The 24,298-nt window shown below is 38.4% G+C and carries 29 protein-coding genes and 1 pseudogene; 8 read left to right on the top strand and 22 right to left on the bottom strand.

What is annotated here, in order from left to right; genetic code table 11:
* Nucleotides 1-326: 326 nt before the first annotated feature.
* Nucleotides 327-1,646: an FADH(2)-oxidizing methylenetetrahydrofolate--tRNA-(uracil(54)-C(5))-methyltransferase TrmFO gene (gene trmFO / locus A9Y75_RS10795; protein WP_071189548.1), complete on the bottom strand. Its 1,320-nt coding sequence runs from the start codon at nt 1,644-1,646 to the stop codon at nt 327-329.
* A gap of 122 nt (nt 1,647-1,768) precedes the next feature.
* Between trmFO and A9Y75_RS10790 the strand changes: the two genes are divergently transcribed.
* Entirely contained in the window at nt 1,769-2,035 is a 267-nt protein-coding gene (locus A9Y75_RS10790; protein ID WP_071189682.1) for a type II toxin-antitoxin system ParD family antitoxin, read from the top strand.
* The gene (locus A9Y75_RS10785) at nt 2,032-2,253 is read left to right on the top strand and encodes a type II toxin-antitoxin system RelE/ParE family toxin (protein WP_143046397.1); all 222 of its coding nucleotides are present in this window, start codon (nt 2,032-2,034) and stop codon (nt 2,251-2,253) included. Before A9Y75_RS10790 ends, A9Y75_RS10785 begins: the two co-directional genes overlap by 4 nt.
* A gap of 107 nt (nt 2,254-2,360) precedes the next feature.
* Here A9Y75_RS10785 and A9Y75_RS10780 read toward each other — a convergent pair whose 3' ends face one another.
* The 13 genes and pseudogenes from A9Y75_RS10780 to A9Y75_RS10725 all read right to left on the bottom strand — a co-directional run bounded on the left by A9Y75_RS10780 (nt 2,361) and on the right by A9Y75_RS10725 (nt 13,511).
* Nucleotides 2,361-2,753 (bottom strand): hypothetical protein, encoded by a 393-nt coding sequence (locus A9Y75_RS10780; RefSeq protein WP_071189547.1) that lies wholly within the window; start codon nt 2,751-2,753, stop codon nt 2,361-2,363.
* Between the two features lie 66 nt (nt 2,754-2,819).
* Nucleotides 2,820-3,251, bottom strand: coding sequence for a DnaD domain protein (locus tag A9Y75_RS10775; protein ID WP_071189546.1), 432 nt, complete (start codon nt 3,249-3,251; stop codon nt 2,820-2,822).
* Between the two features lie 94 nt (nt 3,252-3,345).
* Entirely contained in the window at nt 3,346-5,022 is a 1,677-nt protein-coding gene (locus A9Y75_RS10770; protein WP_071189545.1) for a hypothetical protein, read from the bottom strand.
* Nucleotides 5,023-5,383: 361 nt separating this feature from the next.
* A pseudogene (locus tag A9Y75_RS27530) lies at nt 5,384-5,473 on the bottom strand (Uma2 family endonuclease); the annotation flags it as partial.
* Between the two features lie 54 nt (nt 5,474-5,527).
* Nucleotides 5,528-6,091, bottom strand: coding sequence for a Uma2 family endonuclease (locus A9Y75_RS10765; RefSeq protein WP_071189544.1), 564 nt, complete (start codon nt 6,089-6,091; stop codon nt 5,528-5,530).
* A gap of 140 nt (nt 6,092-6,231) precedes the next feature.
* On the bottom strand, nt 6,232-7,386 hold the full coding sequence (locus tag A9Y75_RS10760; RefSeq protein WP_071189543.1) for an iron-containing alcohol dehydrogenase: 1,155 nt from the start codon (nt 7,384-7,386) through the stop codon (nt 6,232-6,234).
* 136 nt (nt 7,387-7,522) lie between these two features.
* A complete protein-coding gene (locus tag A9Y75_RS10755; protein WP_071189542.1) occupies nt 7,523-7,831 on the bottom strand; it encodes a transcriptional regulator in 309 nt (102 codons plus the stop codon).
* A gap of 4 nt (nt 7,832-7,835) precedes the next feature.
* Nucleotides 7,836-8,807 (bottom strand): sodium-dependent bicarbonate transport family permease, encoded by a 972-nt coding sequence (locus tag A9Y75_RS10750; protein ID WP_071189541.1) that lies wholly within the window; start codon nt 8,805-8,807, stop codon nt 7,836-7,838.
* Between the two features lie 332 nt (nt 8,808-9,139).
* Nucleotides 9,140-10,069: an alpha/beta fold hydrolase gene (locus A9Y75_RS10745; protein ID WP_071189540.1), complete on the bottom strand. Its 930-nt coding sequence runs from the start codon at nt 10,067-10,069 to the stop codon at nt 9,140-9,142.
* A gap of 20 nt (nt 10,070-10,089) precedes the next feature.
* Complete coding sequence (locus A9Y75_RS10740; protein WP_071189539.1) at nt 10,090-10,914, bottom strand: SDR family oxidoreductase; 825 nt, start codon at nt 10,912-10,914, stop codon at nt 10,090-10,092.
* A 92-nt stretch (nt 10,915-11,006) separates the two neighbouring features.
* The gene (locus A9Y75_RS10735) at nt 11,007-11,492 is read right to left on the bottom strand and encodes a glutathione peroxidase (protein WP_071189538.1); all 486 of its coding nucleotides are present in this window, start codon (nt 11,490-11,492) and stop codon (nt 11,007-11,009) included.
* Between the two features lie 266 nt (nt 11,493-11,758).
* Nucleotides 11,759-12,406 (bottom strand): pentapeptide repeat-containing protein, encoded by a 648-nt coding sequence (locus A9Y75_RS10730; RefSeq protein ID WP_177176151.1) that lies wholly within the window; start codon nt 12,404-12,406, stop codon nt 11,759-11,761.
* A gap of 613 nt (nt 12,407-13,019) precedes the next feature.
* Nucleotides 13,020-13,511 (bottom strand): hypothetical protein, encoded by a 492-nt coding sequence (locus A9Y75_RS10725; protein ID WP_071189537.1) that lies wholly within the window; start codon nt 13,509-13,511, stop codon nt 13,020-13,022.
* Between the two features lie 778 nt (nt 13,512-14,289).
* On the opposite strand from A9Y75_RS10725, the gene A9Y75_RS10720 reads away from it, so the two are divergent.
* Both A9Y75_RS10720 and psaI read left to right on the top strand, forming a co-directional pair.
* On the top strand, nt 14,290-16,791 hold the full coding sequence (locus A9Y75_RS10720) for a hypothetical protein (protein ID WP_071189536.1): 2,502 nt from the start codon (nt 14,290-14,292) through the stop codon (nt 16,789-16,791).
* Nucleotides 16,792-16,888: 97 nt separating this feature from the next.
* Nucleotides 16,889-17,029: a photosystem I reaction center subunit VIII gene (gene psaI / locus A9Y75_RS26390; protein WP_083389547.1), complete on the top strand. Its 141-nt coding sequence runs from the start codon at nt 16,889-16,891 to the stop codon at nt 17,027-17,029.
* On the opposite strand, the gene A9Y75_RS28400 is transcribed toward psaI, so the two are convergent.
* From A9Y75_RS28400 to A9Y75_RS10690, 7 genes are all read right to left on the bottom strand, one after another.
* Complete coding sequence (locus A9Y75_RS28400; RefSeq protein ID WP_177176150.1) at nt 17,030-17,521, bottom strand: hypothetical protein; 492 nt, start codon at nt 17,519-17,521, stop codon at nt 17,030-17,032. It lies immediately after the preceding gene.
* A gap of 94 nt (nt 17,522-17,615) precedes the next feature.
* The gene (locus A9Y75_RS10710; protein ID WP_016949290.1) at nt 17,616-17,735 is read right to left on the bottom strand and encodes a photosystem II reaction center protein J; all 120 of its coding nucleotides are present in this window, start codon (nt 17,733-17,735) and stop codon (nt 17,616-17,618) included.
* A gap of 54 nt (nt 17,736-17,789) precedes the next feature.
* Complete coding sequence (locus A9Y75_RS26380; protein ID WP_083389546.1) at nt 17,790-17,909, bottom strand: photosystem II reaction center protein L; 120 nt, start codon at nt 17,907-17,909, stop codon at nt 17,790-17,792.
* 9 nt (nt 17,910-17,918) lie between these two features.
* A complete protein-coding gene (gene psbF / locus A9Y75_RS10705; RefSeq protein WP_071189534.1) occupies nt 17,919-18,056 on the bottom strand; it encodes a cytochrome b559 subunit beta in 138 nt (45 codons plus the stop codon).
* A 9-nt stretch (nt 18,057-18,065) separates the two neighbouring features.
* Nucleotides 18,066-18,314: a cytochrome b559 subunit alpha gene (gene psbE / locus A9Y75_RS10700; protein WP_016949289.1), complete on the bottom strand. Its 249-nt coding sequence runs from the start codon at nt 18,312-18,314 to the stop codon at nt 18,066-18,068.
* Nucleotides 18,315-18,433: 119 nt separating this feature from the next.
* Nucleotides 18,434-19,456, bottom strand: coding sequence for a photosynthesis system II assembly factor Ycf48 (locus A9Y75_RS10695; RefSeq protein WP_071189533.1), 1,023 nt, complete (start codon nt 19,454-19,456; stop codon nt 18,434-18,436).
* Nucleotides 19,457-19,510: 54 nt separating this feature from the next.
* Nucleotides 19,511-19,855: a rubredoxin gene (locus A9Y75_RS10690; RefSeq protein ID WP_071189532.1), complete on the bottom strand. Its 345-nt coding sequence runs from the start codon at nt 19,853-19,855 to the stop codon at nt 19,511-19,513.
* A gap of 361 nt (nt 19,856-20,216) precedes the next feature.
* On the opposite strand from A9Y75_RS10690, the gene ndhC reads away from it, so the two are divergent.
* From ndhC to A9Y75_RS10675, 3 genes are read left to right on the top strand one after another with little or no spacing between them, the layout of a single operon-like run.
* Entirely contained in the window at nt 20,217-20,579 is a 363-nt protein-coding gene (gene ndhC, locus A9Y75_RS10685) for a photosynthetic/respiratory NAD(P)H-quinone oxidoreductase subunit C (protein WP_015214106.1), read from the top strand.
* On the top strand, nt 20,570-21,304 hold the full coding sequence (locus tag A9Y75_RS10680; protein ID WP_071189531.1) for an NADH dehydrogenase subunit K: 735 nt from the start codon (nt 20,570-20,572) through the stop codon (nt 21,302-21,304). Before ndhC ends, A9Y75_RS10680 begins: the two co-directional genes overlap by 10 nt.
* Entirely contained in the window at nt 21,297-21,824 is a 528-nt protein-coding gene (locus A9Y75_RS10675) for an NAD(P)H-quinone oxidoreductase subunit J (RefSeq protein ID WP_071189530.1), read from the top strand. The genes A9Y75_RS10680 and A9Y75_RS10675 overlap by 8 nt, the downstream gene beginning before the upstream one ends.
* Before the next feature lie 657 nt (nt 21,825-22,481).
* On the opposite strand, the gene A9Y75_RS10670 is transcribed toward A9Y75_RS10675, so the two are convergent.
* On the bottom strand, nt 22,482-22,763 hold the full coding sequence (locus tag A9Y75_RS10670) for an Npun_R1517 family heterocyst differentiation transcriptional regulator (RefSeq protein ID WP_071189529.1): 282 nt from the start codon (nt 22,761-22,763) through the stop codon (nt 22,482-22,484).
* A 1,128-nt stretch (nt 22,764-23,891) separates the two neighbouring features.
* Between A9Y75_RS10670 and A9Y75_RS10660 the strand changes: the two genes are divergently transcribed.
* Nucleotides 23,892-24,248, top strand: coding sequence for an NAD(P)H-quinone oxidoreductase subunit M (locus A9Y75_RS10660; protein WP_071189527.1), 357 nt, complete (start codon nt 23,892-23,894; stop codon nt 24,246-24,248).
* The last annotated feature ends 50 nt before the right edge of the window (nt 24,249-24,298 follow it).

The raw sequence follows: 24,298 nt of genomic DNA, 5'->3' as shown, positions 1-24,298 counted from the left end.
AGAAGTACAAACATAAACAGTATTATGCCCAAACTTTGGCAAAAATTAACACCCATAACTATTACTGATGATTTGAGTATGAAAACAGGTTCAGATATTCTGGTTTTAACCTTAGTCTTACCTGGTTTATTGGTATTTTCAACATCGCTGTATTGCTATTACCATAATTACTAAAATAGAGGTGTTGCGGGGAAGAATTGATTATGTTTTAAAAGCTGATACAGTGACAAATATAAATATATATATATAATAAAGTTCAGAACCCAGACTTCTTTTTTGATATTGTCAATAAATGATATATTAATCATAGAAGTCGGGGATCTTATTTATCCTAAACTTGCAGCTTTCCAACTTGATAAATCTGCCAAAGAGCGATCGCGATAACGTCCATATTTTTCTGGTTTACTCTTGATTCTCACACCCAAATCTGGCACAATACCAAAATTAGGAGCCATCGGTTGAAAATATTTTGGTTCAGCGGAACTGATAAACTCAAATAAAGACCCCATCATGGTTGTAACGGGTAAAATTAGCGGTTCTTTTCCTAAAGCTAACCTAGCTGCATTTGTTCCCGCTAACCAACCTCCCGCAGATGCAGCAGTATAACCTTCTGTTCCTATTAATTGTCCCGCAGCTAATAAAGTTGGACGTTCTTTAAATTGCAAACTTGCAGACATTAACTGCGGTGCATTTAAAAAAGTATTGCGGTGCATAACTCCTAATCTGACAAACTCGGCTTTTTCCAAACCAGGTATCATTTGAAAAACTCGTTTTTGTTCACCCCAACGTAAATTAGTTTGAAAACCCACCATATTCCAAAGTTGACCGGCTTTATCTTCTTGACGCAATTGAATTACCGCATAGTTACGTTCACCCGTGCGAGGATCAGATAAACCCACTGGTTTCAGGGGACCATATCGCATGGTATCTTCCCCTCTGCGTGCCATTTCTTCAATTGGTAAACAAGCTTCAAAAAATTTCGCGGTTTCTTTTTCAAAGTCTTTTAATTCTGTTTGTTCTGCTTGACGTAATTCTGACCAAAAATGTAAATACTGTTCTTTATTCATCGGACAATTCAGATAAGCTGCTTCACCTTTGTCATAGCGAGAAGCCATAAAAGCAATATCTTTATTAATAGAATCTCCTAAAATAATAGGACTTGCAGCATCAAAAAAATTGAGATATTCCATCCCGGTAAACCGCTGTAAATCTGCCGATAAATCGGGACTTGTTAATGGGCCAGAAGCTAACACAACAATACCTTCGGGAATTTCTTTAACTTCTCCCCTGCGGAAATCAATTAAAGGATGATTTGCTAAGGTTTGGGTTAAGTCTTCACCAAATTGTCCTCTATCTACCGCTAAAGCCCCACCAGCGGGGACTGCGTGTTCATCAGCTTTAGAAATGATAATAGAACCGAGTTGACGTAATTCTTCGTGTAATAATCCTGCCGCGCGATCGCTCGCCATAGCCCCGAAAGAGTTACTACAGACCAATTCTGCCAAATTTTCGGTATGATGGGCAGGGCTGAACCTTTTAGGGCGCATCTCGTGGAGAATTACGGGTACTCCTGCTTGGGCTATTTGCCATGCTGCTTCTGTTCCCGCCAGTCCACCGCCAATTACTTGTATTGGTTGTTGTGTCATAGTGATTTTTCTGTGATATTTTTTAATTATTACTTTGGTTATAATAACAATTAATAGTAGGTTACAATTGCCAATACTGAATCCTCAAGTTATTAAATTTATCAATTCTGGTACTTATGACTATGAATATTAGCCTTCAACCGGAACAAGAACAGTTGATTCAATCCAAATTGCAAAGTGGTAAATATGAAAATGCCTATCAGGTAATTGTAGCAGCTTTGCAATTACTAGAAGAAAGAGATAAACATTATGAACAATGGTTAGAAGAAACCCGTAAAAAAGTAGCTGTGGGTATTGAACAAGCTAACAGGGGACAATTAACTGCTGGTGAAGTTGCTTTTGCTAAATTGCGAGAAAAACTTGCCCAAAAAGGTGAATCTTTGCAATGAGTAATTACAGTTTAACAGATGAAGCAATTGAAGATATCAATGAAATTTGTGAGTATTTATCCAATTTCAATTTAGATTCTGCACATCAGTTTTTGGATACCATAGAACAAAAATGTCAAATGTTAGCACAATTTCCTAACATGGGGCGTAGTTATGCAGAATTATCACCAGAATTGCGAGGGATATCTACAAATCCTTATATTATTTTTTATCGGTAGAAGATGATGTAGAAATTATCCGAGTAGTTAATGGATATCGTAACATTGAATCTTTGTTTTCTTAAACTTTCCGAAATATATGTAGACACAAGAATTTAAGGATTTGGTCAACTATATCCTCGCCAACGAAGTAAAACTGCGGCTTGGGCTTTACGTAACATAAAGAGATCAGATTCGTGTCGGAGAGATATTAAATTTAATCTTTCTGTTTCTGTTAATGTACCACTAGAATTTTTCTCTAGTAAAGTATTATATTCTTCCATATCTGCTGCTGTTTTCTGACTATGGAAAATTTGCCAGAGAGTATTATCATCTAACTTATCTAAAGCAGCAAGTTCGGCTTGAAATTCCTCTGGTACATCATCCCATGCTGGTGAACTACCCACTTGTAAAGCATGAAGCATGACTTCCTCTAAAGGACGTTGAGTAGCATGGGCGGTATTGACTAACCGTTGATAGATAATTTCGGGTATTTGTAGTGTAACAGTTTCAGTAGGCATATTTCATTACTACTTAGGGTTTGCTGAAAAAGTTTTTTGGTTAAGAGTAGGAGTAAGTCCGATGATTTACTCTTCCATCTCTTCGAGAAGAACAGATATCAAGTTTCTTGCGTCTAACATTGTAAGTTCATCAAAGTCAGTCTTATCACTCACGTCACTTAAACTAATCCCATCTCTCTCTAGCAAAGAAGCAATATAGGTAATTTGTTTAGCAGTTGCTGGCTTCTTAGCTAATCCGACATCAGGGTTTGATAAATATTCTGGTGGACTTTCCCTAGCCCAATTCTTTAAAATGCCTGCTGTATATTTAACATAATCCTGGATTTCTTTGCGTACTGCAATATCAATTGCCGCTTTAATCCAGTCAGGTTCGTATCTCTCTATAAAATGCTCAATAGCTGTATTATCTTTTTCTGATAAACTTCTTTTTTTTAAAGATGAAGCCCAATGCTGCTTAATTTCATCTAGCTTTTCTCTCCTTTCTTTAAGTATCTGCAAACGTTTAGCCCTGATATGTTTAGACCATTCTTCTTTATTGAATCCTCCTGTAAAATCTTTAATTAACTTAGAAGATTTACCAGAATTACACTCTTCACAACTTGTCGCTTATTACACCTAAATTATTGATAGCTGCACTATTATCGGGCTGTTGATCAATTAAAATTAGATATATAGCTTCTGCTTCATCTCGATTACTTAAAGAATTGAGGCTGTAAGCATAATCAAAAAGTCCTTGAGTTTTATTAGAAGCATCAACTATCTTTTTGCTAATCTCAGCAACAATATAAAATAATCCTTTTTTGAAAAGAAGGTTACGCCAAACTGCATTATAAAAAGGTACAAAAACTTTAATGATTATCTCTGGATTTTGACATTTCCTCAATTCTGATAAAGCAATCTCATTTATAGAATCAATATACTCTAAAATACCATTCCTAATTTCAGACTGGTTGATATAAATTGTATTTGAAAAATTATTTAAAAGATATTCATCACTCTCACATTTCCAAATTGCATATTTTAAGTAATAATGTATTGCTTGTATAATATCTTTATCTATGATTTCTTGAGTTAATTCGTAACATAAATTAGGTGGATATCCCAATAATTTTGCTGAAAATAAAAGTGGTGATTCTGATAAATCTGGGAAAAATGCCAGTAATTCATTTTGACGATCTTCATAAAAATATCTTTGAATGGTATAAATTAGTAAGCCTATACTTTGTTGTGTTAATAATTCGTTTTCATCCTTCAGTAAGACTAAAGTTTCACACACATCTTCAATTACATCAAATTCTTTATATAAATAATGTTCACCATTAATTGAAATATCTATCCAAGAATATATGTAATCTACAATTCCAATCAATAGCTCTGCTCCAGACACAAAATCGTTAATTGCTTGCTGTAAATTATTATTGTAAATGTTCACATAAGCCTTTTTGAAATAGTATTTGACAATAGGTTCAAAACTATTTTGATCTATGTTTTCGGCAGACAAAGCTAACCAATCACCAAAATTTCCTTGTCTAAATAGTAGATCAGATTTTATTGATATATAACCGTCCTTATTATTTATTTCAATACTATCTAAATACTTATCAGCATCAGAATATTCTTTCTGATTAACCAACGCTTCAAAGATATACCATCGTGCTTTTTGATCGAAATTTTCTGTACCAACTAAAGGTGTTAATATGGTAATAGCTCTTTCATTTTCTCCTTGAAAATGGATCAAAATAGAAGCTAACTCAAACCGAACAATTGGATTATCTGGATACTTTTGAAAAGCCTTATTCAGTGTATCAATTTTATTTTCTAAGTGGTTGAAATCATATAAATCTACAAGTAAAAGATAAGATTCAACAGGACAATCTTCAAATTCTATTGATCTTCTAAGGTAGCTCTGCATCATCTCCTTACTAGCTGCATCTACGTTTAATAAATTACGTCCTTGCCTTTCGGCAACTGCTAGATAATAATAGATGTATCCAGATTGATTTATACGCACCGATTCCCTAAGAACCCTTGTCATCTCCTCCCAATTCTTACTCTGCTCATGAATCATAGCCAAAATTATGTAATCACGATTTGTTAGATTTTCAATCTCTTGCACAACTCTGAAGGCTTCTTCAAAATTACCAAGAATGAACCAACAAACAGCTAGTAAACTACGTTTTTCATCATTTGGATATGACTTTATTTCTATTTGAAGTTCAGTTATGGCTTCTTTATAGAGTTTTTGAGCAAAAAGTTCTTGGTAGTTCATAGCTTAATTTTCCCTTAAAAAGCTTTTATATATGAGATATAGAATAGTATAGATTGTATTATAGCCGTTCTCATGCTAGTGAAGTACAAAGTTTTTTCGTTTTAGGGAACAGGGAACAGTTAATAAATTGGTGTGTACTTCATTAGACTGGGAAACGCTATATACCTCTATTTATTAATCTCGCAATATTAATATTAATATTTACTCTAAGATGATGTTGTAAAAATCCCTCATGATGTATCAAAAATTTTAGATACCCCTAAATCCCCATTGAAAAGGGGGACTGTTTTACTCTTATTTTAAATAAGAATCAATTTCACTCTAACAACCACGCAAACAACTCTCCAACTGTCAGTTGTAAATCACCATCAATATACTCACTAGCCGGTTTCGTTTCTGGTAGTTGCAGAAACTCCTCTAATGTGAGAGTTTTTAATATTGCTTGTACCATCTTAGTTAACTTCTAGAAAATATTTGTTTTTCAATGTTAAATTTAAGTATTTTTCTACTTAAATAAACTACCCACGACACAACTAAATCCAGGCAATAAAGGCGATATTAACTCATCATTAGCAAACAGAGTTTCTACTAATACTAAAATTGCTCTTTCTCGTCTATAAACTTCTATTTGTTGTAACCGCCAATTCATTATCCAATATTCCTGCACACCTCTAGAAGCATAAAGTTTTAATTTCACTTCTTTATCTCGGCGTTCATTTTCCACACCAGCAGAAAGCACTTCAATTACTAATTCTGGCGCACCTGTTAAATGTCCATCATCATCTAATAAAGTTGCTAACCTTTCATTACTTGCCCAAACTACATCAGGAATGACATTATCAGCATCAGTAAAAATAATACCTGGAGCAGTTACAGCTTCTCCTAAACCGGTTTCTCTAGACCAAAGTGTGAGTTCTGTACAAACATTGTTGCCAGCTTTTTGATGTTTCCAATGTGGCGCTCTTGTCACAAATAATTCTCCATTAATTATCTCATAACGGTTGCCGTTATCTGGCAATAGTTCAAGGTCTGAGCTTGTCCAGCGTACTCCCTCATATATCTGGGTCATACGGACTCCTGTGGTGGTGTTCAATAATTATATTATAGAATCTGTAGCAATATTGTTGTTGTCTCAAGTTGAAAAATTTTAGATATTAAAAATTGCTTTGTTATGGGTAGGTAAAATACCTACCCTCAAAAATTTAATTTCTAAGCACAAAGAGCTAAAATTTGCTCAACAACTTGCAGATTAACATCTTTATTTTCCCCTAAAGCTGTCATCCCATGTTTTTCTAAATTCTTGATCACTGCGGGAATGGTTTCTAGTCCCACACCATAATCAGATAAACGAGTGCGAACACCAACTGATTCAAAGAAATCACGAGTTTTACTAATTGCTGCATCTACTCGTTCTTCATCCGAACCACCAATAATTTCCCAAACTCTATCTGCATATTGTAGAAGTTTTTGCCATTTGCGATCGCGTCTAATTGTCAAAGTGCTGGGTAAAACAACCGCCAAAGTTTGAGCATGATCCATACCATGCAACGCTGTCAACTCATGACCAATCATGTGAGTTGTCCAATCTTGGGGGACACCAACAGCAATTAACCCATTTAACGCCATTGTTGCAGCCCAAACTAAATTCGCCCGTGCATCATAATCTGTAGGATTTGCTAAGGTTTTTGGACCTTCTTCAATCAGCGTTTTCAGAATTGACTCAGCCATGCGATCTTGCAATGGTGCATTCACTGAATAGGTTAAATACTGCTCCATCACATGAGTAAAAGCATCCACAATCCCATTACTAATTTGCCTCGTAGGCAGGGAGAAAGTCGTTTCTGGGTCAAGAACAGAAAATTTAGGAAACACCAGGGGATTAGCGAAATATAACTTTTCTTGAGTTTCCGACTTGGTAATCACCGAAGTTGGGTTCATTTCCGAACCAGTTGCTGGTAAAGTCAAAACCACACCAAAGGAAACTGCCTCTGTTATCGGTGCGCCTTTTGCTAAAATATCCCAAGGGTCGCCCACAAAAGATACCGCAGCAGCAATAAATTTAGTCCCGTCAACAACGGAACCACCACCCACAGCTAAAAGAAAATCAATACCTTCTTTGCGTATCAATTCCACTGCTTTCATCAAAGTTTCAAAGTGGGGGTTGGGTTCAATACCACCAAACTCAAATACCTTTCTTCCCGCTAATGCCGATTTTACTTGATCATAAACGCCATTGGCTTTAATGCTACCACCGCCGTAGGTGATCAGGATTTTAGCATCAGCAGGGATTTCTGAAGCAATATTGGCAATTTGACCTTTGCCAAATAGGATTTTAACAGGATTGTAAAAAACAAAATTTTCCATGATTAATCACACAAGGGAATTAGATTTCACCTTGAGTATTGTAATCAGTTTCTTGATTTTTGTGCCTGTACCTACAGAATACTACTTCCCAAAAAGAAGGCAGAGTTATTCGAGAAGTGAAGAATTTTATGTTTACCTAACCAACATACTTGGTTGTTTTCAATTCCATTGCATCAGAAATAAAACAACTCCCACCAAACTTATTTAAAGTTTTTCTAATCTGCACCTCCACCTGCGGCAATTTTTCAGGAGGAAAGAAAGCAATGATATAAATGTTATCTAGCAATGTCATTGCTAAATCATCACTGTCTGTTCCTCCTCTACCTTTACCAGCAACATTCTTAATAACAGTATGTCCAGGAACACCAGCCTTTTCTAAAGCTTCTAAAATCTTGCCGACTTCGACGTAATTAGCAAAAATTTCTATCCTTTTAACTAACTCCATAATCTCAACTCCAAAAGATATTAATTGCGTATAAATAAAAGGGTATGCCGATAATGATGTTAAAAGGAAATGTCACAGCTAAAGCAGTGGAAACATATAGACTAGGATTAGCTTCAGGAACGGTTAGTCGCATAGCTGCTGGAACTGCAATGTAAGAAGCACTAGCGCACAACACTGAAAATAAGAGAGCATCTCCTTGTGGCATACCGATTAGTTTAGCAATAATTAAACCAACTCCAGCATTGACTATGGGTATTAATATGGCAAATAAGATTAAGAAAACGCCAGTTTTTTGTAAATCTTTGATTCTTTTCGCCGCCAGAAGTCCCATATCTAACAAGAAGAAAGTGAGGACTCCGTAAAACATATCCTGTGTAAAAGGTTTTAATGTCGTCCAACCATGTTCACCTGTAAGTAAACCCATAATTAGGCTACCAACTAGGAGAAATACGGAACTATTTAGGAATGCTTCTTGTAATACTTCCGCCCAATTAAACTCTCTGTCACTCTCATCAGCAGTAAATAATTTTACTAATATCAAACCAACAACAATCGCTGGAGATTCCATCAAAGCCAGGGCTGCAACCATATAACCATCAAAGCTGATACCCAGTTGAGTGAGAAAAGAACTAGCCGTGATAAAGGTGACAGCACTAATTGAACCATAAGTAGCAGCGATCGCAGCAGCATTGTAAGAGTCCAGTTTTATTTTGAGAATGAAAAAAGTATAAATTGGTACGAGGCAAGCCATTAAAATCGCTGCCAGCATGGTGAAAATCACTTCCTGACTGATACCACTTTTTACGAGTTCCACACCACCCTTAAACCCAATCGCAAATAGCAAATACAGGGAAAACAGCTTGGGAATGGGTGCAGGAATTTCCAAATCTGACTTCAGGAAAACCGCCAACATCCCCATAAAGAAAGCTAACACAGGTGGATTCAAGATGTTGGACACAATCAAGCTGACATCCATTCCCACCACTCCTATAATTTCGTGATTAAGATTCCTTCATCAGTTTGACACGAGAGCGGTAATCAGAACATTTCATCGCCATCCAATTTGACTGATGATAACCTTGCATGGTGTAGCCATAATTACTTGTATAGACAGGATTTAGGGTATAAATCAGGTCAAGTTGTACCTGATTTTTAAGGACACGTTGGCCATAGTCTCCCGTAACCAATAAGTAAAACAACGTAAATAATTAAAGGTATGTAGTCAGGGCTTCAGCCCAAAGTTGAGGTATAAAACCTTCACTACGAGTGAATTTCGAGATTGGTTACTTAACTTCACATAGTTGTGAACTAAGAAAGTTCATGAATAAATGGAGATATAGCCGCTACAAATTCAGCAGTAGATTCATATGGTAAAACATTTCTGCCGCTGATTTTTATTCCTTGACCTTGAGGTAAACAAGCCAGATAATCTGCCAAACGTTCATCTGGAGTTTCTTTTTTACCTTCTTTGCTAATAGCTGATGCTTTATTTCCCAAAACTATTAATGTTGGTTGCACAATTGCCGCAATATCACCACTATAATCTCGCTGCCAAAATCTAGCTAAAAAAGCAAATACTGCATAGCGTCCACCCATATTTTTAGCATCTGCTATTAAGGTTTTTAACCATTCTTCATCAACGGCATCACTAGAGTCAAAAAGTCTTTCAATAGAGAAAGAAAGTAAAAATTTGCGGGTGCGGGCATAGCGAAAAAAAGCATTTCCTATTGGTGAATCAAAGATATTCCAAAGTAATTTTTGTCGCCATTTAGCTGCATTTTTAGTAGTTACACTCCAAGCCGTTGGCCCAGAAAGTATAATTCCAGCAATTAAATTTGGTTCTAGTTTAACTAATTCAATTGCTACTGGTGATAAAGCACCCTGCGCTATTAAAATCACAGGTTTTTTTACTACTGTTTGTAAAAAGTGTTGTAACTGTTTTGCCCAATCGATTGGTGTATAAGCTTTGCGTGGCATATCACTTTCACCACATCCCAATAAATCAATATTGTAAATAGAGTTATGGTGATTTGTCTGATACCATTCACGGATAAATCTCTGCCAAAATTGCCGTGATAATCCTACCCCAATAGGATGAATTAATAGTAAAGGAATAGCTGTTGGAGTTGAATTTGTTGGTTGATGAACTTCGTAAGCACAGCGATAAGTCTGCCAAGTATAAAACTCAGAGATAGGTGGTGTTACAGCAAATGTATTAGCTCCGGTTGATGGTTGCATGATTTTAAATTTAAGACCTGCTAAAAAATTATTTGAGGATGAACCAAATTGTAGCCTGCGTCTTTTAGCTTTTGATTCGACACCCAGGTATTATATTGGCGGGTACTCTTGTTTGCTGCATCCCATATAACATTAGGTAAATTATGTTTTGTCAATACATTACCAATTAATTCTCGACTGCTAAGATGTGCATCATCCACAAGATTATATATACCTTGCAAGCGGTGATTGCGAGCAAATTCTATAGCACCAACAATATCATCGAGGTGAATCCAATTGGTTATATCTTCGCCATTACCAGGACGAGTTGTCCCCGCGACTCGTCCAAATATTTTCACCAATTCTCTACCAGGTCCATAAATTCCCCCCAAACGCAAGATACAAACGCGGAGGTTTTCATTCTCTGCGGATAGTAAAACATCCTCAGTTTTGCGAAGAATCTGAGCATTAAGATTAGCTGGTGCCGGTGGAGTTTCTTCATCTACCCAGACACCATTTCTATCTCCGTAAATTGAATGACTTCCTGTATATATCAATTGGCGAATATTGGGGCAATTTCTTAATACTGAAACTAATGTTTTAGCAGTTTGAAGATAAGTTTCTTCATAGGAAGTTGCAGTTTTTGCCGCCACAGTTAACAGCACAACATCTTGATTTTTTAATGCTGCTTTGAGACTTTCTGTATCATTTCCTTGGGTGACGATAACTTTTTGAGATACTACTTGTAATCCAGGAACACGCTCAGGATTAGTTGTGGTTGCAGTGATCCCAAAATTATTATTTCGTTGCCAATATTGAGCAACTGCATAGCCAACATAACCACAACCAATTATTACTATATTCATGACAATTTAACACCAATTAATTAAAAAGTGTTTTTTCCCAAGTCAATAATCAATAGTACAAGACTTTTTATGTCATTACTAATGACTAAGGACTATTTTGCTAATTCTCTTTCAATTATGGCAATTAATTCTGATGAATCTGGCTTGACACTACTATTAAATCTGGCGACTACTTCCCCCTGCTTACTGATTATAAATTTTTCAAAGTTCCAAGACACTGCTCCTTTTGGCTCAACTGCATTGGTAAGTTGAGTATAAAGGGGATGCTGCTGAGAACCTTTAGCATGAACTTTATCAAATAGTTCAAAGGAAACCCCAAACTTGCTTGTGCAGAATTGTGCGATTTCGGCATTGGTTCCAGGTTCTTGCGCTCCAAAATCGTTGCAGGGGAATCCTAAAATCTCTAAACCTGCTGCTCTATACTTCTGGTTTAACTTTTCCAGTCCCCCATATTGAGGAGTATAACCGCAGTAGGAAGCCACATTGACAATTAATAGTACTTTGCCTGTGTAGACGTTGAGTTGCTTATCTTCTCCATTGATTGTCTTCACTAAAATGTCATATATGATACCATTCATGGGCAATGTAATTCATAAGGAATATTACTAAGTTTCCCATATAGTAGGTAATGTTAACCAGGTTTTTTAGCTTTTTGTACACTATAGGAATCTTATTTGATTTTTACCACTGTTAAGATTTCCGGTGTTGCTGAATTGAGGTATGAAATTCCCAAATTGAACCTTTAAAACTCTTACCTTTGCGCCTTTGCGCCTTTGCGTGAGACTAAAATTCATACCCTTAATCAGCAACGTCAGATTTCCCTACGCAAAAGGTTGGGTTAGTGTCAGCTATGAATTGCACCATCGGGCATAATCGCTCCAGCTAAGTTGGCACCAATCAGTTTCACCAATAACCGTTCGCCTGAGCGAATTCTAGCACCTGTCAAATCTGCACCCCGCAAGTCTGCACCACTGAGATCCGCACCAATTAGATTAGTATTGCGTAAGTTGGCTTCTCTTAAGTCTGCTAACAGTAGGTTAGCTCTAAACAAATTGGCTTCCGACAAATCCGCCCCTCTCAGATTAACTTTGTGCATAAAAGTATCACTGAGATTAGAACCGCTCAAATTAGCATAACTCAGGTTTCTCCCAGATAAGTCTCTGTTACTTAAGTTGGCTCGACTGAAATCTTTTCCACTCAAGTCTGGGTTTTGATTTGGTGGTTGATAATTTGTTGTTGGTGGTTTTTTTGGCGAAGTTGTTCTATGGTTATGTGCAGTTTGAGGCTGATCTTTCAAAGAACGCAATTGATCACGAGCTTCATTAAAGGCTTTGAGCTTGTCTTGAGCTTTTTTTTGTAAGCGGTGGTTGTCTTTAGGGAGGCGATCAGGATGCCAAACAAACACTAAATCTTTATAAGCCTGGTTTATTTCTTCTAGTGTTGCTCCAGGCTCCAATTCTAAGACTCTGTAATACCGCTCCAGTTCGCTCATACAATGTGTTGGTGGACAATCAGATAATCATTAAATTAATTATGAGTGATGCCGTCATTTGACAGTATAAATATTGATTGAGGCTCTCCCTGGATTCATACAGGGGATTTCAGATTCTGAATCAGTTTAGCTTTTTACCCTAATTTCCAATTCTCAGTCTTTGCCATTAAATAATTTTTTGTTAGTTATCCCTAAAATACTACTACAGTTCCTTGTCCTAAAGTGGCTACAGCATAAACACATATAAGTGAAAAGCCGTAAATAAACATAACAATGTCAACAAAGCTAAAACCCTGTTCCCTCTTGCCTAATCATAACGTTAAATATTTACTGCGAATTCACACCGTCCTACTTAGAGAATTTTTTAACCGTATTGGGTGGACGAAAATAATATTGCTGATGCCGCACCCTACCGCGAACGCAACACCCATATCAAAAAGGTAAAAGTCCAATACCCGTACCCTATCAGAACGCTAAATACATACGGCGTAGCTTATATCACCCATACAAGCAAGCTCTAGTCGGGGTTTAAATCTCCTTATTTAACAGTTGGCAATTTTGTATCCCTTACGGCAGCATTCGCCTCTATTTTAAATTTTGAATTGTTTAAGATTCACCTGATTAATCCATTTCTCCAGCGAGTTATGGCTCGAAAATATGCCATAATTGGGATTTGATAAACTTCAATGAAAATCCAAATTATGATTGATAAATGTGATAAAAAAGTGAGCGCTGTCCAGATCGATGGTACCCAGGTAAGAGGATCATTAATTTGTGGAGGAAAATGATAAGCTCCTATAGCAATTAAAGTAGTAGGAAAAAATACAAAAGCAATTGCAGCCACCACATAACCCCAACCCAATTCTACACCTTCTAACTGGGCTTCTGTCCACTTATAGCCATTCCACCGCCAAACCAACGGAGGTTCTCTAGAAGGCATTTTGATTTGTTGTAGCTCTAAGTTAACGGTAAAAATCTCTTGGCAAAAGTCACAAGACATCGCCTCCATTAGTGGCATATGGGAAATTTTACCGATGCGGCAAACAGGACAGGGGTAATCTTCTTGAAAATTTAAAGATGTGGAAAAAATTTGGGAATTAGGCATAATCAAATTATATTTGTCACAAACTTATTCTGGTTAATAATAAATCAAATAAAAATCATAAATTGTCAGATTTTTCACTATTTGTTTGGATATCTTTATCAATATCTGATACCACACAATAACTGTATAATTTATCTGACCGCAACAGAATTCAGTAGTTGCAGGAGTGGAAGAGAGTGAATTTATTTACTCTTTGCTTTAGGTAATAGTATGTGAATACAGGTTACGGTTTTGATTTTCTAGCGATTCCTACATTTGCAAGGTAGGGTAAGAAAGATTTAACCGCAGATAGAAGAAGATGGATGCAAATAAATCTAAGAGAAATCTGTACCTCAGCCGACTAGAAAACGCTATATACACACCAGCAACTATTTTGAATTCTCGTAGTTGTAATGAGTCTATCGTTTTTTTTGTCTAATGGGTATATTGACACAGCAGACTCTTTCTTAAGTAGGTTGGCGTTAAAAATTGTCGTTATGACAAGGGAACTCTTAACAGGGAACAGGAAGAGAGTTTTGGGCAATTTTACCTTTCTTCACATACCTTTAATTTTTTCTGTTCACCTACTTAGAGGTTAGAGGATATTTTCGGGATTTGTTGGGTTGTGGGACGCTACGTCTTAGTATTACTTTTTATTAGTACTGCAGTACTAGTTTAGCTCCGATATAGATGTATTGAACCAAGATAAGTGATGCAATTACGTATTCCTGAGTTAAACTTGCAAGCAAGTTAATGCAAAATATTAATCGGCGACTCTTCGGTTTGGGCATTACTCACAATGGAAAACTGGCAATTTCTGATACAGAAACAGGGCGATCGCACTTGGCAAACCCTGGAATCGCCAACTCTAAAAATTTTGGCAGGTAAGTATAGAGTTTTGGCTCGTTCTCACCTTGTCAATACAGATGTAGAAGTGCGGGTAACTCACTCGTCAATCCAGGAAGTTCTCCCCAAACGGAGAATTTTTAAGCGTTTGCGTCGCACCAATACAGATGGACTTATGGCTGTAATTCCCTTTATTGATCTCAAACCGGGAATTTGGGAGTTACGATGCTCTGGCGACTTGATGACGCATATGCTGGGTAAATCCTGGCAATACACGCTCACTATTAAAGTCTTACCTCAAGAATTAAGTGAACAATCAAAGCTAGATATTGCCCTTCAGCAATTAGATGGGGAAAATCAATCTGAGATTACTCCACAGGACAATTTAGATATCAAGGATTTTTTCACAGAAACCGAAGAAGATATAATTATTAATCAGCCTGTTAGCCCAGTCTGGGTCAAAGGCGAGACGGCAGAACAGATTTTACAAAGCTTAATAGATTTGGCTTTACCCACCTCGGAATCCTTGGAAGAGGAGCAAATATCTGAGGATTTTCGACTAATATCACCACTTTCACCAATCAAACTATCTTTAGAACGGGATAGCTATATTGCTAGTTGGGGAAAACCCATCACAGTCAATGGGGACGTGGAATTGGCAGAAACGGGGAATCTAGAAGATGAAATATTATCTACAACCAGCCTTGATCAGTTGCAACTAGTCATTGAACTGCGATCGCCCTTAGAGTCCAAAATCTTAACTCAAGTCAAGCAGCCTTTAACAGCTAAAACCCTGCCTTTGAGATTTAGTACCGCTATTGATATTCCGACTGAGTGTGAATCTAAGTTAATTTTGGCAGAAATTAGTTTATATGGCGCAGTTACGAATGGCGGTGAAGTCATACTCTTAGGTAGCAGTGGTTTTACAATTACAGCAGATGTGACAGAATTACTGACAGTTAGAAGCAAAAAATCAATCACACCAGACTTATTAATTGACAGCAATGCGCCACCAACGCAGGTGGAAGCCACAAAGCCAGAACAACCTGTCAGTATCGGTTTAGAACTTTTCAATCTGGGCAAGAAGCCAAAACTAGCCCAGTTTCACATTTTAAAACCATCCCCAAGCCAACCTCTACCACCGCGAATTAAACCCTTGGTTTTTTTGGATAGGTTTTCACCACAACTACCGAAGCTGCCTGAGAATCAAAAAGATGCTATTGCTACTAATTCCGTAGTTGCAGATTCCCTGAAACCGGAAGAAACTGTCAAGATAACTCAGAAGATAGCTCCAATTAATCTGGAAAAGTTGGTAATCAAACACACAAAAACTTCTTTACCCTACCTAAAACGGTTAAAAGCAGTCCCAGATCCAAAAGAAGTCAAAAGCAATACCCCAGATAGCTTAGAAGCTCAGATTACGGATGAGTCTCAACAGATAGTAGAGATACCTTCCTTAGAAGAAGCTACACACAAGGATACGATCAATGAAGCGATGCCTACGGCGTACCCCTCCGGGGAAGCAAGATACGCGGAGCGTCTCGTTGGTGAAGCCTCTGTCTACGACACGCTCCGCGAACGTAGAGAAGAGAGCGAAGCGATCGCACCTGAAGAAGAAAATACACTGTCTCAATATGAGTCTGATGTTGAATTGAGAGAAAATGCTGTTGCTCAAGTTCCTACTCTGGACAGTGAAGAATTAATCACAGCCAATACCCCAGAGAGATCACCCTTAATTAGAAAGTGGATGCAGAGCCAAGGATACTTTTTACCAGAAGGTATCGATTTAGTAGATGAAGATGATGATACTCATGAGCCAAATGAGGAACAGCCTGTAACTGTCTTTGATGACAATTCGGCAGTTGAGGAGTTAGATGTAGATAATTTTGCAGAAGAAAATCTTTATTTAGATACTTGTGAATCACAACCAGAAGAAGAAACACCTCCTAGTGCGCTCCAGACCAATACTACTTTGTTATCCCAAGAAATCGTTCTAGACGATATCTACATTGCACTGACAAATGAGAATAACAATCAATCTCCTGAAAAACAGGAACAACCACTAGTAGATATATCTAGTCCTTTGCTGGCATCGTTACCAACACCCCAATTGTTTATGCCAAATGGTGAATTGGTGGCTGGAAAATCGGTGAAAGTGCGTTTAGAACTGTCTGAGGTATGGTTAGGAGTGGCGGTTAAGTTATGGGTTGAAGATTACCAAACTCGCGGGTTGTTAGATGGACCTCATCTGCTTAAGGATTTGCGACCTACTCCCTGGGGAAATTGGGAAGCGGTAACTCACTTAGTTGTGCCTTTAGGCTGTGTAGAAATTCGTGTGGAAGCGATCGCTCTCGATCAGACTACCCAACAGGAAAGTCGCAAAGTTACATTAGTCAAAACAGTGATTCCTCCCGATTTACCGAGTATGGAACTTGATGAACTGCTGGGTATGTAAACGTCTGTGTTAAAAATCTTGAGAATTTGCAAAAATAGGCAGAATTTTAAAGTAAGCTCCTAACAGAATTGTAGTGTGACTTAAAAGGACTTTTACTATGTCAGGTTCATTTTTGCCCTCTATTTTGGCCTATTCTTCATTCTTGCCTTCCATTTTCGTACCTCTGACTGGTCTAGTTTTGCCAGCAGTAGTCTTCGCATTTCTATTTTCATACATTGAAAGCGAAGATATCGCCTAATTAGGGACTGGGAGATGGGGTGACGCGGTGACGCGGTGACGCGGAGATGGGGAGATGGGGTGACGCGGAGACGCGGAGATGGGGAGATGGGGAGATGGGGAGAGTATTTATCTTTCTTCTTTCTTCTTTCTTCTTTCTTCTTTCTTCTTTCTTCTTTCTTCTTTCTTCTTTCTTCTTTCTTCTTTCTTCTTTCTTCTTTCTTCTTTCTTCTTTCTTCTTTCTTCTTTCTTCTTTCTTCTTTCTTCTTTCTTCTTTCTTCTTTCTTCTTTCTTCTTTCTTCTTTCTTCTTTCTTCTTTCTTCTTTCTTCTTTCTTCTTTCTTCTTTCTTCTTTCTTCTTTCTTCTTTCTTCTTTCTTCTTTCTTCTTTCTTCTTTCTTCTTTCTTCTTTCTTCTTTCTTCTTTCTTCTTTCTTCTTTCTTCTTTCTTCTTTCTTCTTTCTTCTTTCTTCTTTCTGCCCCCTGCCCCCTGCCTCCTGCCTCCTGCCTCCTGCACCCTGCCCCAATTTTTAATGGTAAAACCGCCTATCTAAAACAGACAGGCGGTTTTTTTTGTTGTTTTTTAAACAAAAATTCGGATCAGCTGATCATTACAATGAAGAACCGATTCCAGCGTAGGCTCCATAGAAGAAAATACCTACAACAGTAATTACACCTAAACCTGCGACCGTAGCAACGACCCACAGGGGAATTCTTCCACTTCCAGACACAGTTTTCTCCTCCCTTAAGAACAAATCAACAGAAATTAGCAATGACGCTTCCAGTTAGTTAAAGAAGTAACTGGAAAACAAAATCCCTAGAACGAAAATCAATAGCAGTCCTAGATACAGAGAGGTACGGTTTAATTCAACCGGTTGTTGATTAGGATTAGGCGATCTGTCCATGAGTTGCTCCTAGCGTTGAATAAACTGCATTGCGGCGATCGCGCCCAAAAAGAAGACAGTTGGCACACCTAAAGTGTGAACTGCGATCCATCGAACCGTAAAAATTGGATAGGTAACTGGTTGATTGATGTTATTGCCGCTGGTCATGACTTCAAATTACTTTCCGATAAATGTTTCTACTTGCTTTTTAGCTTCAAAACGGTTTTTCACGATTGGCACTTCTTGACGAACCTGTGTGAAATACTCATTAGGACGGGGTGTACCAAACACATCATAAGCCAGTCCGGTGCTGACAAATAGCCAACCAGCCACAAATAAAGCTGGAATGGTGATGCTGTGAATTACCCAGTAACGAATGCTGGTAATAATGTCCGAAAACGGACGTTCTCCAGTGGTACCTGCCATTTAGATCACTACCTTCACGAAAACTAGTATTGAGTTTATTATCCTACAAAGTTTAGAAAGAGTTACAACTTGCAACGTTCTTCTCAGAAAAGGGTATCATCACTTAACCCTGAGTGTAACTAAGCAGCCTCTGGTTGATTGGCTGGTTCTGCACTGGGGTTATATTTGAGCAAAATACCGCGATCGCCAATGATGAAACCTTGGTCTGGCTTAAAAAATACAATTTTGTAAAAATTAGCGGCCACTCCTTCCACTTCCCGGTCTTTTTCCCAGGTTTTACCGCCGTCGGTACTGCGTAACAGATTACCACTACCGCCACCAATCCAGATTTCATCGGGTGTGCGATAAGCCAAATCTAGTAAACCCCAGCTTGTTGCCAACTCTGGATATTCTACATCAAGCCATTCATCTGGTTTAGTCAAATCGCTAAATTGAACTTGACCTCCCCGTGCTAACAACCATAACTGGCCATTATCCGCAAAGCCCATATTTTCTACCCGTCGAGAACTCAGACGGTTATGGGGTTCCCAAGAGGCTTGTCCTGGTTCCCAGACTGAGTAAAAACTACCTTTGGCAGAAACAGCAATATACTTGCCATCGGGCGATCGCTCTAAGTTCCGCACCACACCAACAGCAGCTTCGACTTGTGCTTTCCAGTTTTTACCACCATCTGTAGTTTGATAGATAGCACCCACATCAGTAGCCATTTCCGCTGTATTTTCAGCCAAGGCGGCAATCATAATTGGGCTACCTGGTAACTTTTCGTTTAGGGGAATACGTGACCAAGACTTGCCTTCATCAGTAGTATGTAGCAGCAACGAAGGCTCTCCAGCAATCCAGCCTTCATTTCCACTAAAACTGACTGAGTTAAAGCGATACCTTTCATCGTCTAGTTCCAGTTTGAGCGGCTGCCAAGTATTTCCACCATCTTTGGTTTCCAATAAGGTAGCATTACTACCAACTAAATAACCATGTTGGGGATTACCAGTAAAGCCAATATCGAATAGTTTCGCCTCTGTTGGCACATTAATAACTTGCCAGGGATTGTAGCTGATAGACGCAACTTTGCTACAACCTATACAAGCTATAACTACTATTAACGCGGCAAAAATTCCTTGCCACTTTTTTACAATTGAGTGCATCAGTATTTCTTAGTCTTTTCTAAATTTGTGTAAGGTATTTGTGAAAAACGGTTCTTATTGTAAGCCGTAAAGACTGATAAAGAACAAGAAGCCAAGGGCTAAAGCACCGAAGATCAGGATGTTCTTTTGGGTTGGTGTCAGGGTATTAACGCCTAAGCCGTAACCTAAATTTTCTTTGAAACCAGATGCAGTACCCGCAGGACCAATGTTGGCAAAAGCTACCTTGTTAGCAGTACAAACTGGACAACGCCAACTTACAGGTAGTTCTGCAAACAGTGTCCCAGCAGTAATATCACTTTTGTCGTCTCCTTTCTCCGGTTCATAAACGTAACCGCAAGAGCGACATTCATACCTATCTAAAACTGGAGTTTCAATAGCTTCTTCAGCTTGTTCGCTCATGGCTAAAGCCTCCCAGAGGGCAAATCTTAAAGATACGTTACAAATTATGACATATTTGTTAGGCTTTTCTATCACTCTCAAAAAGGAATCAAATACTCCCAGTGTAGTGCATTAAATTTGTATAAAAAAGTCAAGCTTTTCCGTATGCGGTAAAAATGCGATACCTTGTCTGCGGAACCCTGTTCGCCAACAGTTCAGTGTAGCTATCGCAAAACACAAGTAGTTGAGGTTGAAGGGGTACTGATCAAATCAACACCATACGCTCAGTGTGTCAATTTCCACGATTTCAGAAAGCCTGAAAAGATATAATGTAAAAGAACAATATCCATTTCAATTGCACCATCAGCGGTAGATATCCATTGTGTTTGTCCTTAGCGGTTACGAATATCTTCTAGGCTTTTTCCTCCTCTGTAGCCTAGTACCTGCCCTGGCGCTCTCAGCGTCCAAGCTCCTCAGACCTAGTAGCTTCAGCCCAGAACGGCGCACCACTTATGAATCTGGAATGGAACCCATTGGCGGAGCCTGGATTCAATTCAATATTCGCTACTATATGTTCGCACTGGTTTTTGTCGTTTTTGACGTAGAAACTGTGTTTTTGTACCCTTGGGCGGTTGCTTTCCACCGGTTGGGTTTATTGGCGTTTATTGAAGCGCTGGTTTTTATTGCGATTCTCGTAATCGCCTTAGTTTACGCATGGCGTAAAGGAGCTTTGGAATGGTCTTAAATTCTAACATAACCACCCAGGACAAAGAGCGTATCATCAACCCCGTTGAGCGCCCTACTGTCACTCAAGAACTGTCAGAAAACGTCATCTTAACCACCGTTGATGACCTCTACAACTGGGCGCGGCTTTCTAGTTTGTGGCCTTTGCTGTTTGGTACAGCTTGCTGCTTCATTGAATTTGCAGCTTTAATTGGCTCTCGATTCGACTTTGACCGTTTTGGTCTAATTCCCCGTTCTAGCCCCCGTCAAGCCGATTTAATTATCACTGCGGGAACAATTACCATGAAGATGGCTCCTCAATTGGTGCGTCTTTATGAACAAATGCCTGAACCCAAGTATGTAATTGCTATGGGTGCTTGTACAATTACTGGCGGAATGTTCAGCGTTGATTCTCCTAGTGCTGTGCGCGGAGTTGATAAGCTGATTCCTGTAGATGTGTATTTGCCCGGTTGTCCTCCCCGTCCTGAAGCGATTATTGACGCAATTATTAAGCTGCGGAAAAAAATTGCTAATGATTCCATGCAAGAACGGGGTCAAATTAAGCAAACTCACCGCTATTACAGCACGACTCATAACTTGAAACCAGTACCAATGATTTTAACTGGTAAGTATATGCAGTCAGATACCCGCTTTACTCCACCGAAGGAATTGACGGAAGCAATAGGTATGCCCATACCACCTGCGCTACTGACAGCAAAGACAAAGGAGGAAGAAAAGCGTGGCTGAAGAAGAATCTAATTTAGTTCCTGCGGCGGAAGAGTCTATAGTTCCGGCTGGTCAGGTTTCTCAGTGGTTGACAGAAAATGGTTTTGACCATGAATCTTTAGCCCCAGACGTGAACGGTGTAGAGATTCTTAAGGTAGCAGCAGATTTCTTGCTTCCTACCGCTACAGCTTTGTACGCCTACGGGTTTAATTATCTCCAGTTTCAAGGAGGTATTGACTTGGGGCCAGGACAAGATTTGGTAAGTGTCTATCACTTGGTGAAGGTAAGTGATAATGCTGATAAGCCAGAAGAAGTCCGGGTGAAGGTGTTCTTACCTAGAGAAAATCCCTCTGTGCCTTCAGTTTACTGGATTTGGAAGACTGCGGACTGGCAAGAGCGTGAGTCTTACGATATGTATGGCATTATCTATGAAGGTCATCCCAATTTGAAGCGGATTTTGATGCCGGAAGATTGGGTGGGTTGGCCTTTGCGTAAGGATTACATTTCACCTGATTTCTATGAGTTGCAAGATGCTTATTAGGTAGTGCTGAGTTTCAGCTATGATTAACCCCTTTCCGGTGGCGGAGAGGGGTATTGTTTTTTAACGCAGAGGTTCGCAAAGGAGAAATGTTTACTTCAGCTAGGATGGGTGATGATATTAATAGATAGGAAAGTATAGCAAAGTGATGAATAGAAAACGAGTTGTTTTTAAGCTTGTATCAATCAACAATGTTCTAACCGCCTTGGCAGTTGCTATATTTAGCGAAGTCCCATGTCTCAAGATTTATTAACAGTATTTCACCAAGTATTTGGCGTTCTAATTTGATGAAAAAATAAGTAAGATGCACCTAGAGGAGTTTGCTCACAAAGGATAATATGTGGGTTCTTATCATTGAAGCGGAACCCTCCTAATGCTGAAATTTATCTGAAAATAGACTTTCAACAACCCTAACCTAAATTTGAAGCCAGGGATGACTGCATTGAGTAGACATCCATATATGTTGGTAGTGCACTATTTTTAAGGGCTGATGTAGATACTGGCGTGAACTTCCCTGAGGTCATCTTCTCGCTTGTATCTGTAGAGTCTGATTATACAAGCCGACTAAGAATCATAGCAAATAGGTAGGGACAAAGTAAATAAATTTACTATTTTGATGCCCGCAGCAGAATTTGCTACTTCTTAAAAGTACACCGTTAGTTATTGGCTATTATCAGCAAAATTCCGTAAGCGCATCAGTTGACGTCTCATTTGAGGCGAGGCTTTGAACTCAGAAACCTCTTGGGCTTTTACGGACGCTTGTAGTGTCTCCAAAAATTCGTCAGATCCCTCAGTTAGTGCTTCTAGTAGCACCTGCAACAGTTGTTCGCGATCGCCCAATAGACTCTTTTCTTCAATCAACCGGAATTTGAGATGAATTTCGCATTCATAAACACCCACTTCGAGATTATTTATTTGGCGTGGTAATGCTTTGGAGTTCATAGTCTGAGGATTCCTTTACTTGGTGTTCATGCGAGTGAGAAACTAGATATCCGGAAAAAATTTCTTTATATTTTTTTAAATACAAAGAAGTCGTTGAATTAACAATTTTTTCTTATACATCACCTTTACATTCGATTTAACTCCCCCTGTTTTGGTTCTGGCTATATTTTCGTCTCAGTTTTGATGTTCCTGTGCTAGTTATCGCATATGTTACTCATAAACTATTATTCAGTTTTTAAGATTCCATACAATAAAGTTTCTGTAAGAACTTTTCAGACCTTTTTAAAAGTTTTTACATCAACTTTATCTAAACGTCAATAACAGTTTTTCTTATCATCATTTTTTAAGTATTTGTACTTACGCATAAATGCTGGCTTTTTTCATTTGATTAGAGCTATATGTCATTGTAGCTAGTGTAAGTACAATTACTCTATGTACGCTTTTTTCTCAGTAATTTTAGGGTGCGTTAATTGGTAAACTGATGAGTTGTAAAAATTTTCTTCTGGAGAAACACATACATACTGAATTAAGTCATTTTATCCCAGAATTTTACAAAATCAAATGGTAAGTTTTAAAGATTACTAGCTGCACTGAGAGGGCGTTGGTCAAAAATAAAAATTCTTAATTCTTCCCTCTGGCAATACTGCTCACTTTGTAGATTTTGGGGAACTCCCAAAAATAAATTATCCAATTTCACTCCAATCAAAATGACTTTTCTTTCCTCCCCTGCAAGATCAGCCCCCTCCCATGCCCTCAAAACGATTGGGGTACTCTTCGAGAAGCCACCCTACTAGTGTCTACATCCTTTTTGCGGTTAAATCTTTCTTGCTGTACCTCAGGCTGGGTCGGTACTAGCAGCACAACCCGCTTTTGCTGCTATTGTTTTTGTATAATTCATAAATTAGCGTAATTTAAGATTAAAAAGCTTGTATTATTTCAATTTGCAAATTTAGCAACCTTGTACAGATGCTTTTATGCAGTTGAAATGATGATTCAGTTTAAACGTAAACTAAATATTTCCCAAAGTTTGTGAAAACTGCCATCACAGCTTGTAAGTTGGAGGAATTAAGCCCAAGCACAGCAGTTAAAATGATTGCAGTGTAATTAACCGAAATCTTACACCTTTTTATGGATAACCCAATGCTGCTCAAGTCTACAACCCGCCATATTCGCATTTTTGCGGCGGAAATGGACAAAGATGAACTAATTCCTAGTAATCAGGTGTTGACGTTAGATGTTGACCCAGACAATGAATTCAACTGGAATGAAGATGCACTGCAAAAAATTTATCGCAAGTTTGATGAACTAGTAGAAGCCTCTAGTGGTGTAGATCTAACAGATTATAACTTGCGTCGTATTGGGTCAGACTTGGAGCATTATCTGCGATCGCTTCTACAAAAAGGCGAAATTAGCTACAATCTCTCTAGCCGCGTTACTAACTACAGCATGGGACTACCCCAAGTTGCAGCTAACTCAAATCAATAAGGTGAAGAGTTATTGTTGGTGAGTTATAAATTTTGTAACCCACCAACAAT

Source organism: Trichormus sp. NMC-1 (assembly GCF_001858025.1).
GTDB lineage: Bacteria > Cyanobacteriota > Cyanobacteriia > Cyanobacteriales > Nostocaceae > Anabaena.
This window is presented reverse-complemented; position numbering and strand designations above follow the sequence as displayed.

Excerpts from the sequence above, each read along its gene's own strand:
- trmFO (WP_071189548.1), bottom strand. The coding sequence starts at position 1,646 with ATGACACAACAACCAATACAAGTAATTGGCGGTGGACTGGCGGGAACA.
- A9Y75_RS10790 (WP_071189682.1), top strand. The coding sequence starts at position 1,769 with ATGAATATTAGCCTTCAACCGGAACAAGAACAGTTGATTCAATCCAAA.
- A9Y75_RS10785 (WP_143046397.1), top strand. The coding sequence starts at position 2,032 with ATGAGTAATTACAGTTTAACAGATGAAGCAATTGAAGATATCAATGAA.
- A9Y75_RS10780 (WP_071189547.1), bottom strand. The coding sequence starts at position 2,753 with ATGCCTACTGAAACTGTTACACTACAAATACCCGAAATTATCTATCAA.
- A9Y75_RS10770 (WP_071189545.1), bottom strand. The coding sequence starts at position 5,022 with ATGAACTACCAAGAACTTTTTGCTCAAAAACTCTATAAAGAAGCCATA.
- A9Y75_RS10765 (WP_071189544.1), bottom strand. The coding sequence starts at position 6,091 with ATGACCCAGATATATGAGGGAGTACGCTGGACAAGCTCAGACCTTGAA.
- A9Y75_RS10760 (WP_071189543.1), bottom strand. The coding sequence starts at position 7,386 with ATGGAAAATTTTGTTTTTTACAATCCTGTTAAAATCCTATTTGGCAAA.
- A9Y75_RS10755 (WP_071189542.1), bottom strand. The coding sequence starts at position 7,831 with ATGGAGTTAGTTAAAAGGATAGAAATTTTTGCTAATTACGTCGAAGTC.
- A9Y75_RS10750 (WP_071189541.1), bottom strand. The coding sequence starts at position 8,807 with ATGGATGTCAGCTTGATTGTGTCCAACATCTTGAATCCACCTGTGTTA.
- A9Y75_RS10745 (WP_071189540.1), bottom strand. The coding sequence starts at position 10,069 with ATGCAACCATCAACCGGAGCTAATACATTTGCTGTAACACCACCTATC.
- A9Y75_RS10740 (WP_071189539.1), bottom strand. The coding sequence starts at position 10,914 with ATGAATATAGTAATAATTGGTTGTGGTTATGTTGGCTATGCAGTTGCT.
- A9Y75_RS10735 (WP_071189538.1), bottom strand. The coding sequence starts at position 11,492 with ATGAATGGTATCATATATGACATTTTAGTGAAGACAATCAATGGAGAA.
- A9Y75_RS10730 (WP_177176151.1), bottom strand. The coding sequence starts at position 12,406 with ATGAGCGAACTGGAGCGGTATTACAGAGTCTTAGAATTGGAGCCTGGA.
- A9Y75_RS10725 (WP_071189537.1), bottom strand. The coding sequence starts at position 13,511 with ATGCCTAATTCCCAAATTTTTTCCACATCTTTAAATTTTCAAGAAGAT.
- A9Y75_RS10720 (WP_071189536.1), top strand. The coding sequence starts at position 14,290 with ATGGAAAACTGGCAATTTCTGATACAGAAACAGGGCGATCGCACTTGG.
- psaI (WP_083389547.1), top strand. The coding sequence starts at position 16,889 with ATGTCAGGTTCATTTTTGCCCTCTATTTTGGCCTATTCTTCATTCTTG.
- A9Y75_RS26380 (WP_083389546.1), bottom strand. The coding sequence starts at position 17,909 with ATGGACAGATCGCCTAATCCTAATCAACAACCGGTTGAATTAAACCGT.
- psbF (WP_071189534.1), bottom strand. The coding sequence starts at position 18,056 with ATGACCAGCGGCAATAACATCAATCAACCAGTTACCTATCCAATTTTT.
- psbE (WP_016949289.1), bottom strand. The coding sequence starts at position 18,314 with ATGGCAGGTACCACTGGAGAACGTCCGTTTTCGGACATTATTACCAGC.
- A9Y75_RS10695 (WP_071189533.1), bottom strand. The coding sequence starts at position 19,456 with ATGCACTCAATTGTAAAAAAGTGGCAAGGAATTTTTGCCGCGTTAATA.
- A9Y75_RS10690 (WP_071189532.1), bottom strand. The coding sequence starts at position 19,855 with ATGAGCGAACAAGCTGAAGAAGCTATTGAAACTCCAGTTTTAGATAGG.
- A9Y75_RS10680 (WP_071189531.1), top strand. The coding sequence starts at position 20,570 with ATGGTCTTAAATTCTAACATAACCACCCAGGACAAAGAGCGTATCATC.
- A9Y75_RS10670 (WP_071189529.1), bottom strand. The coding sequence starts at position 22,763 with ATGAACTCCAAAGCATTACCACGCCAAATAAATAATCTCGAAGTGGGT.
- A9Y75_RS10660 (WP_071189527.1), top strand. The coding sequence starts at position 23,892 with ATGGATAACCCAATGCTGCTCAAGTCTACAACCCGCCATATTCGCATT.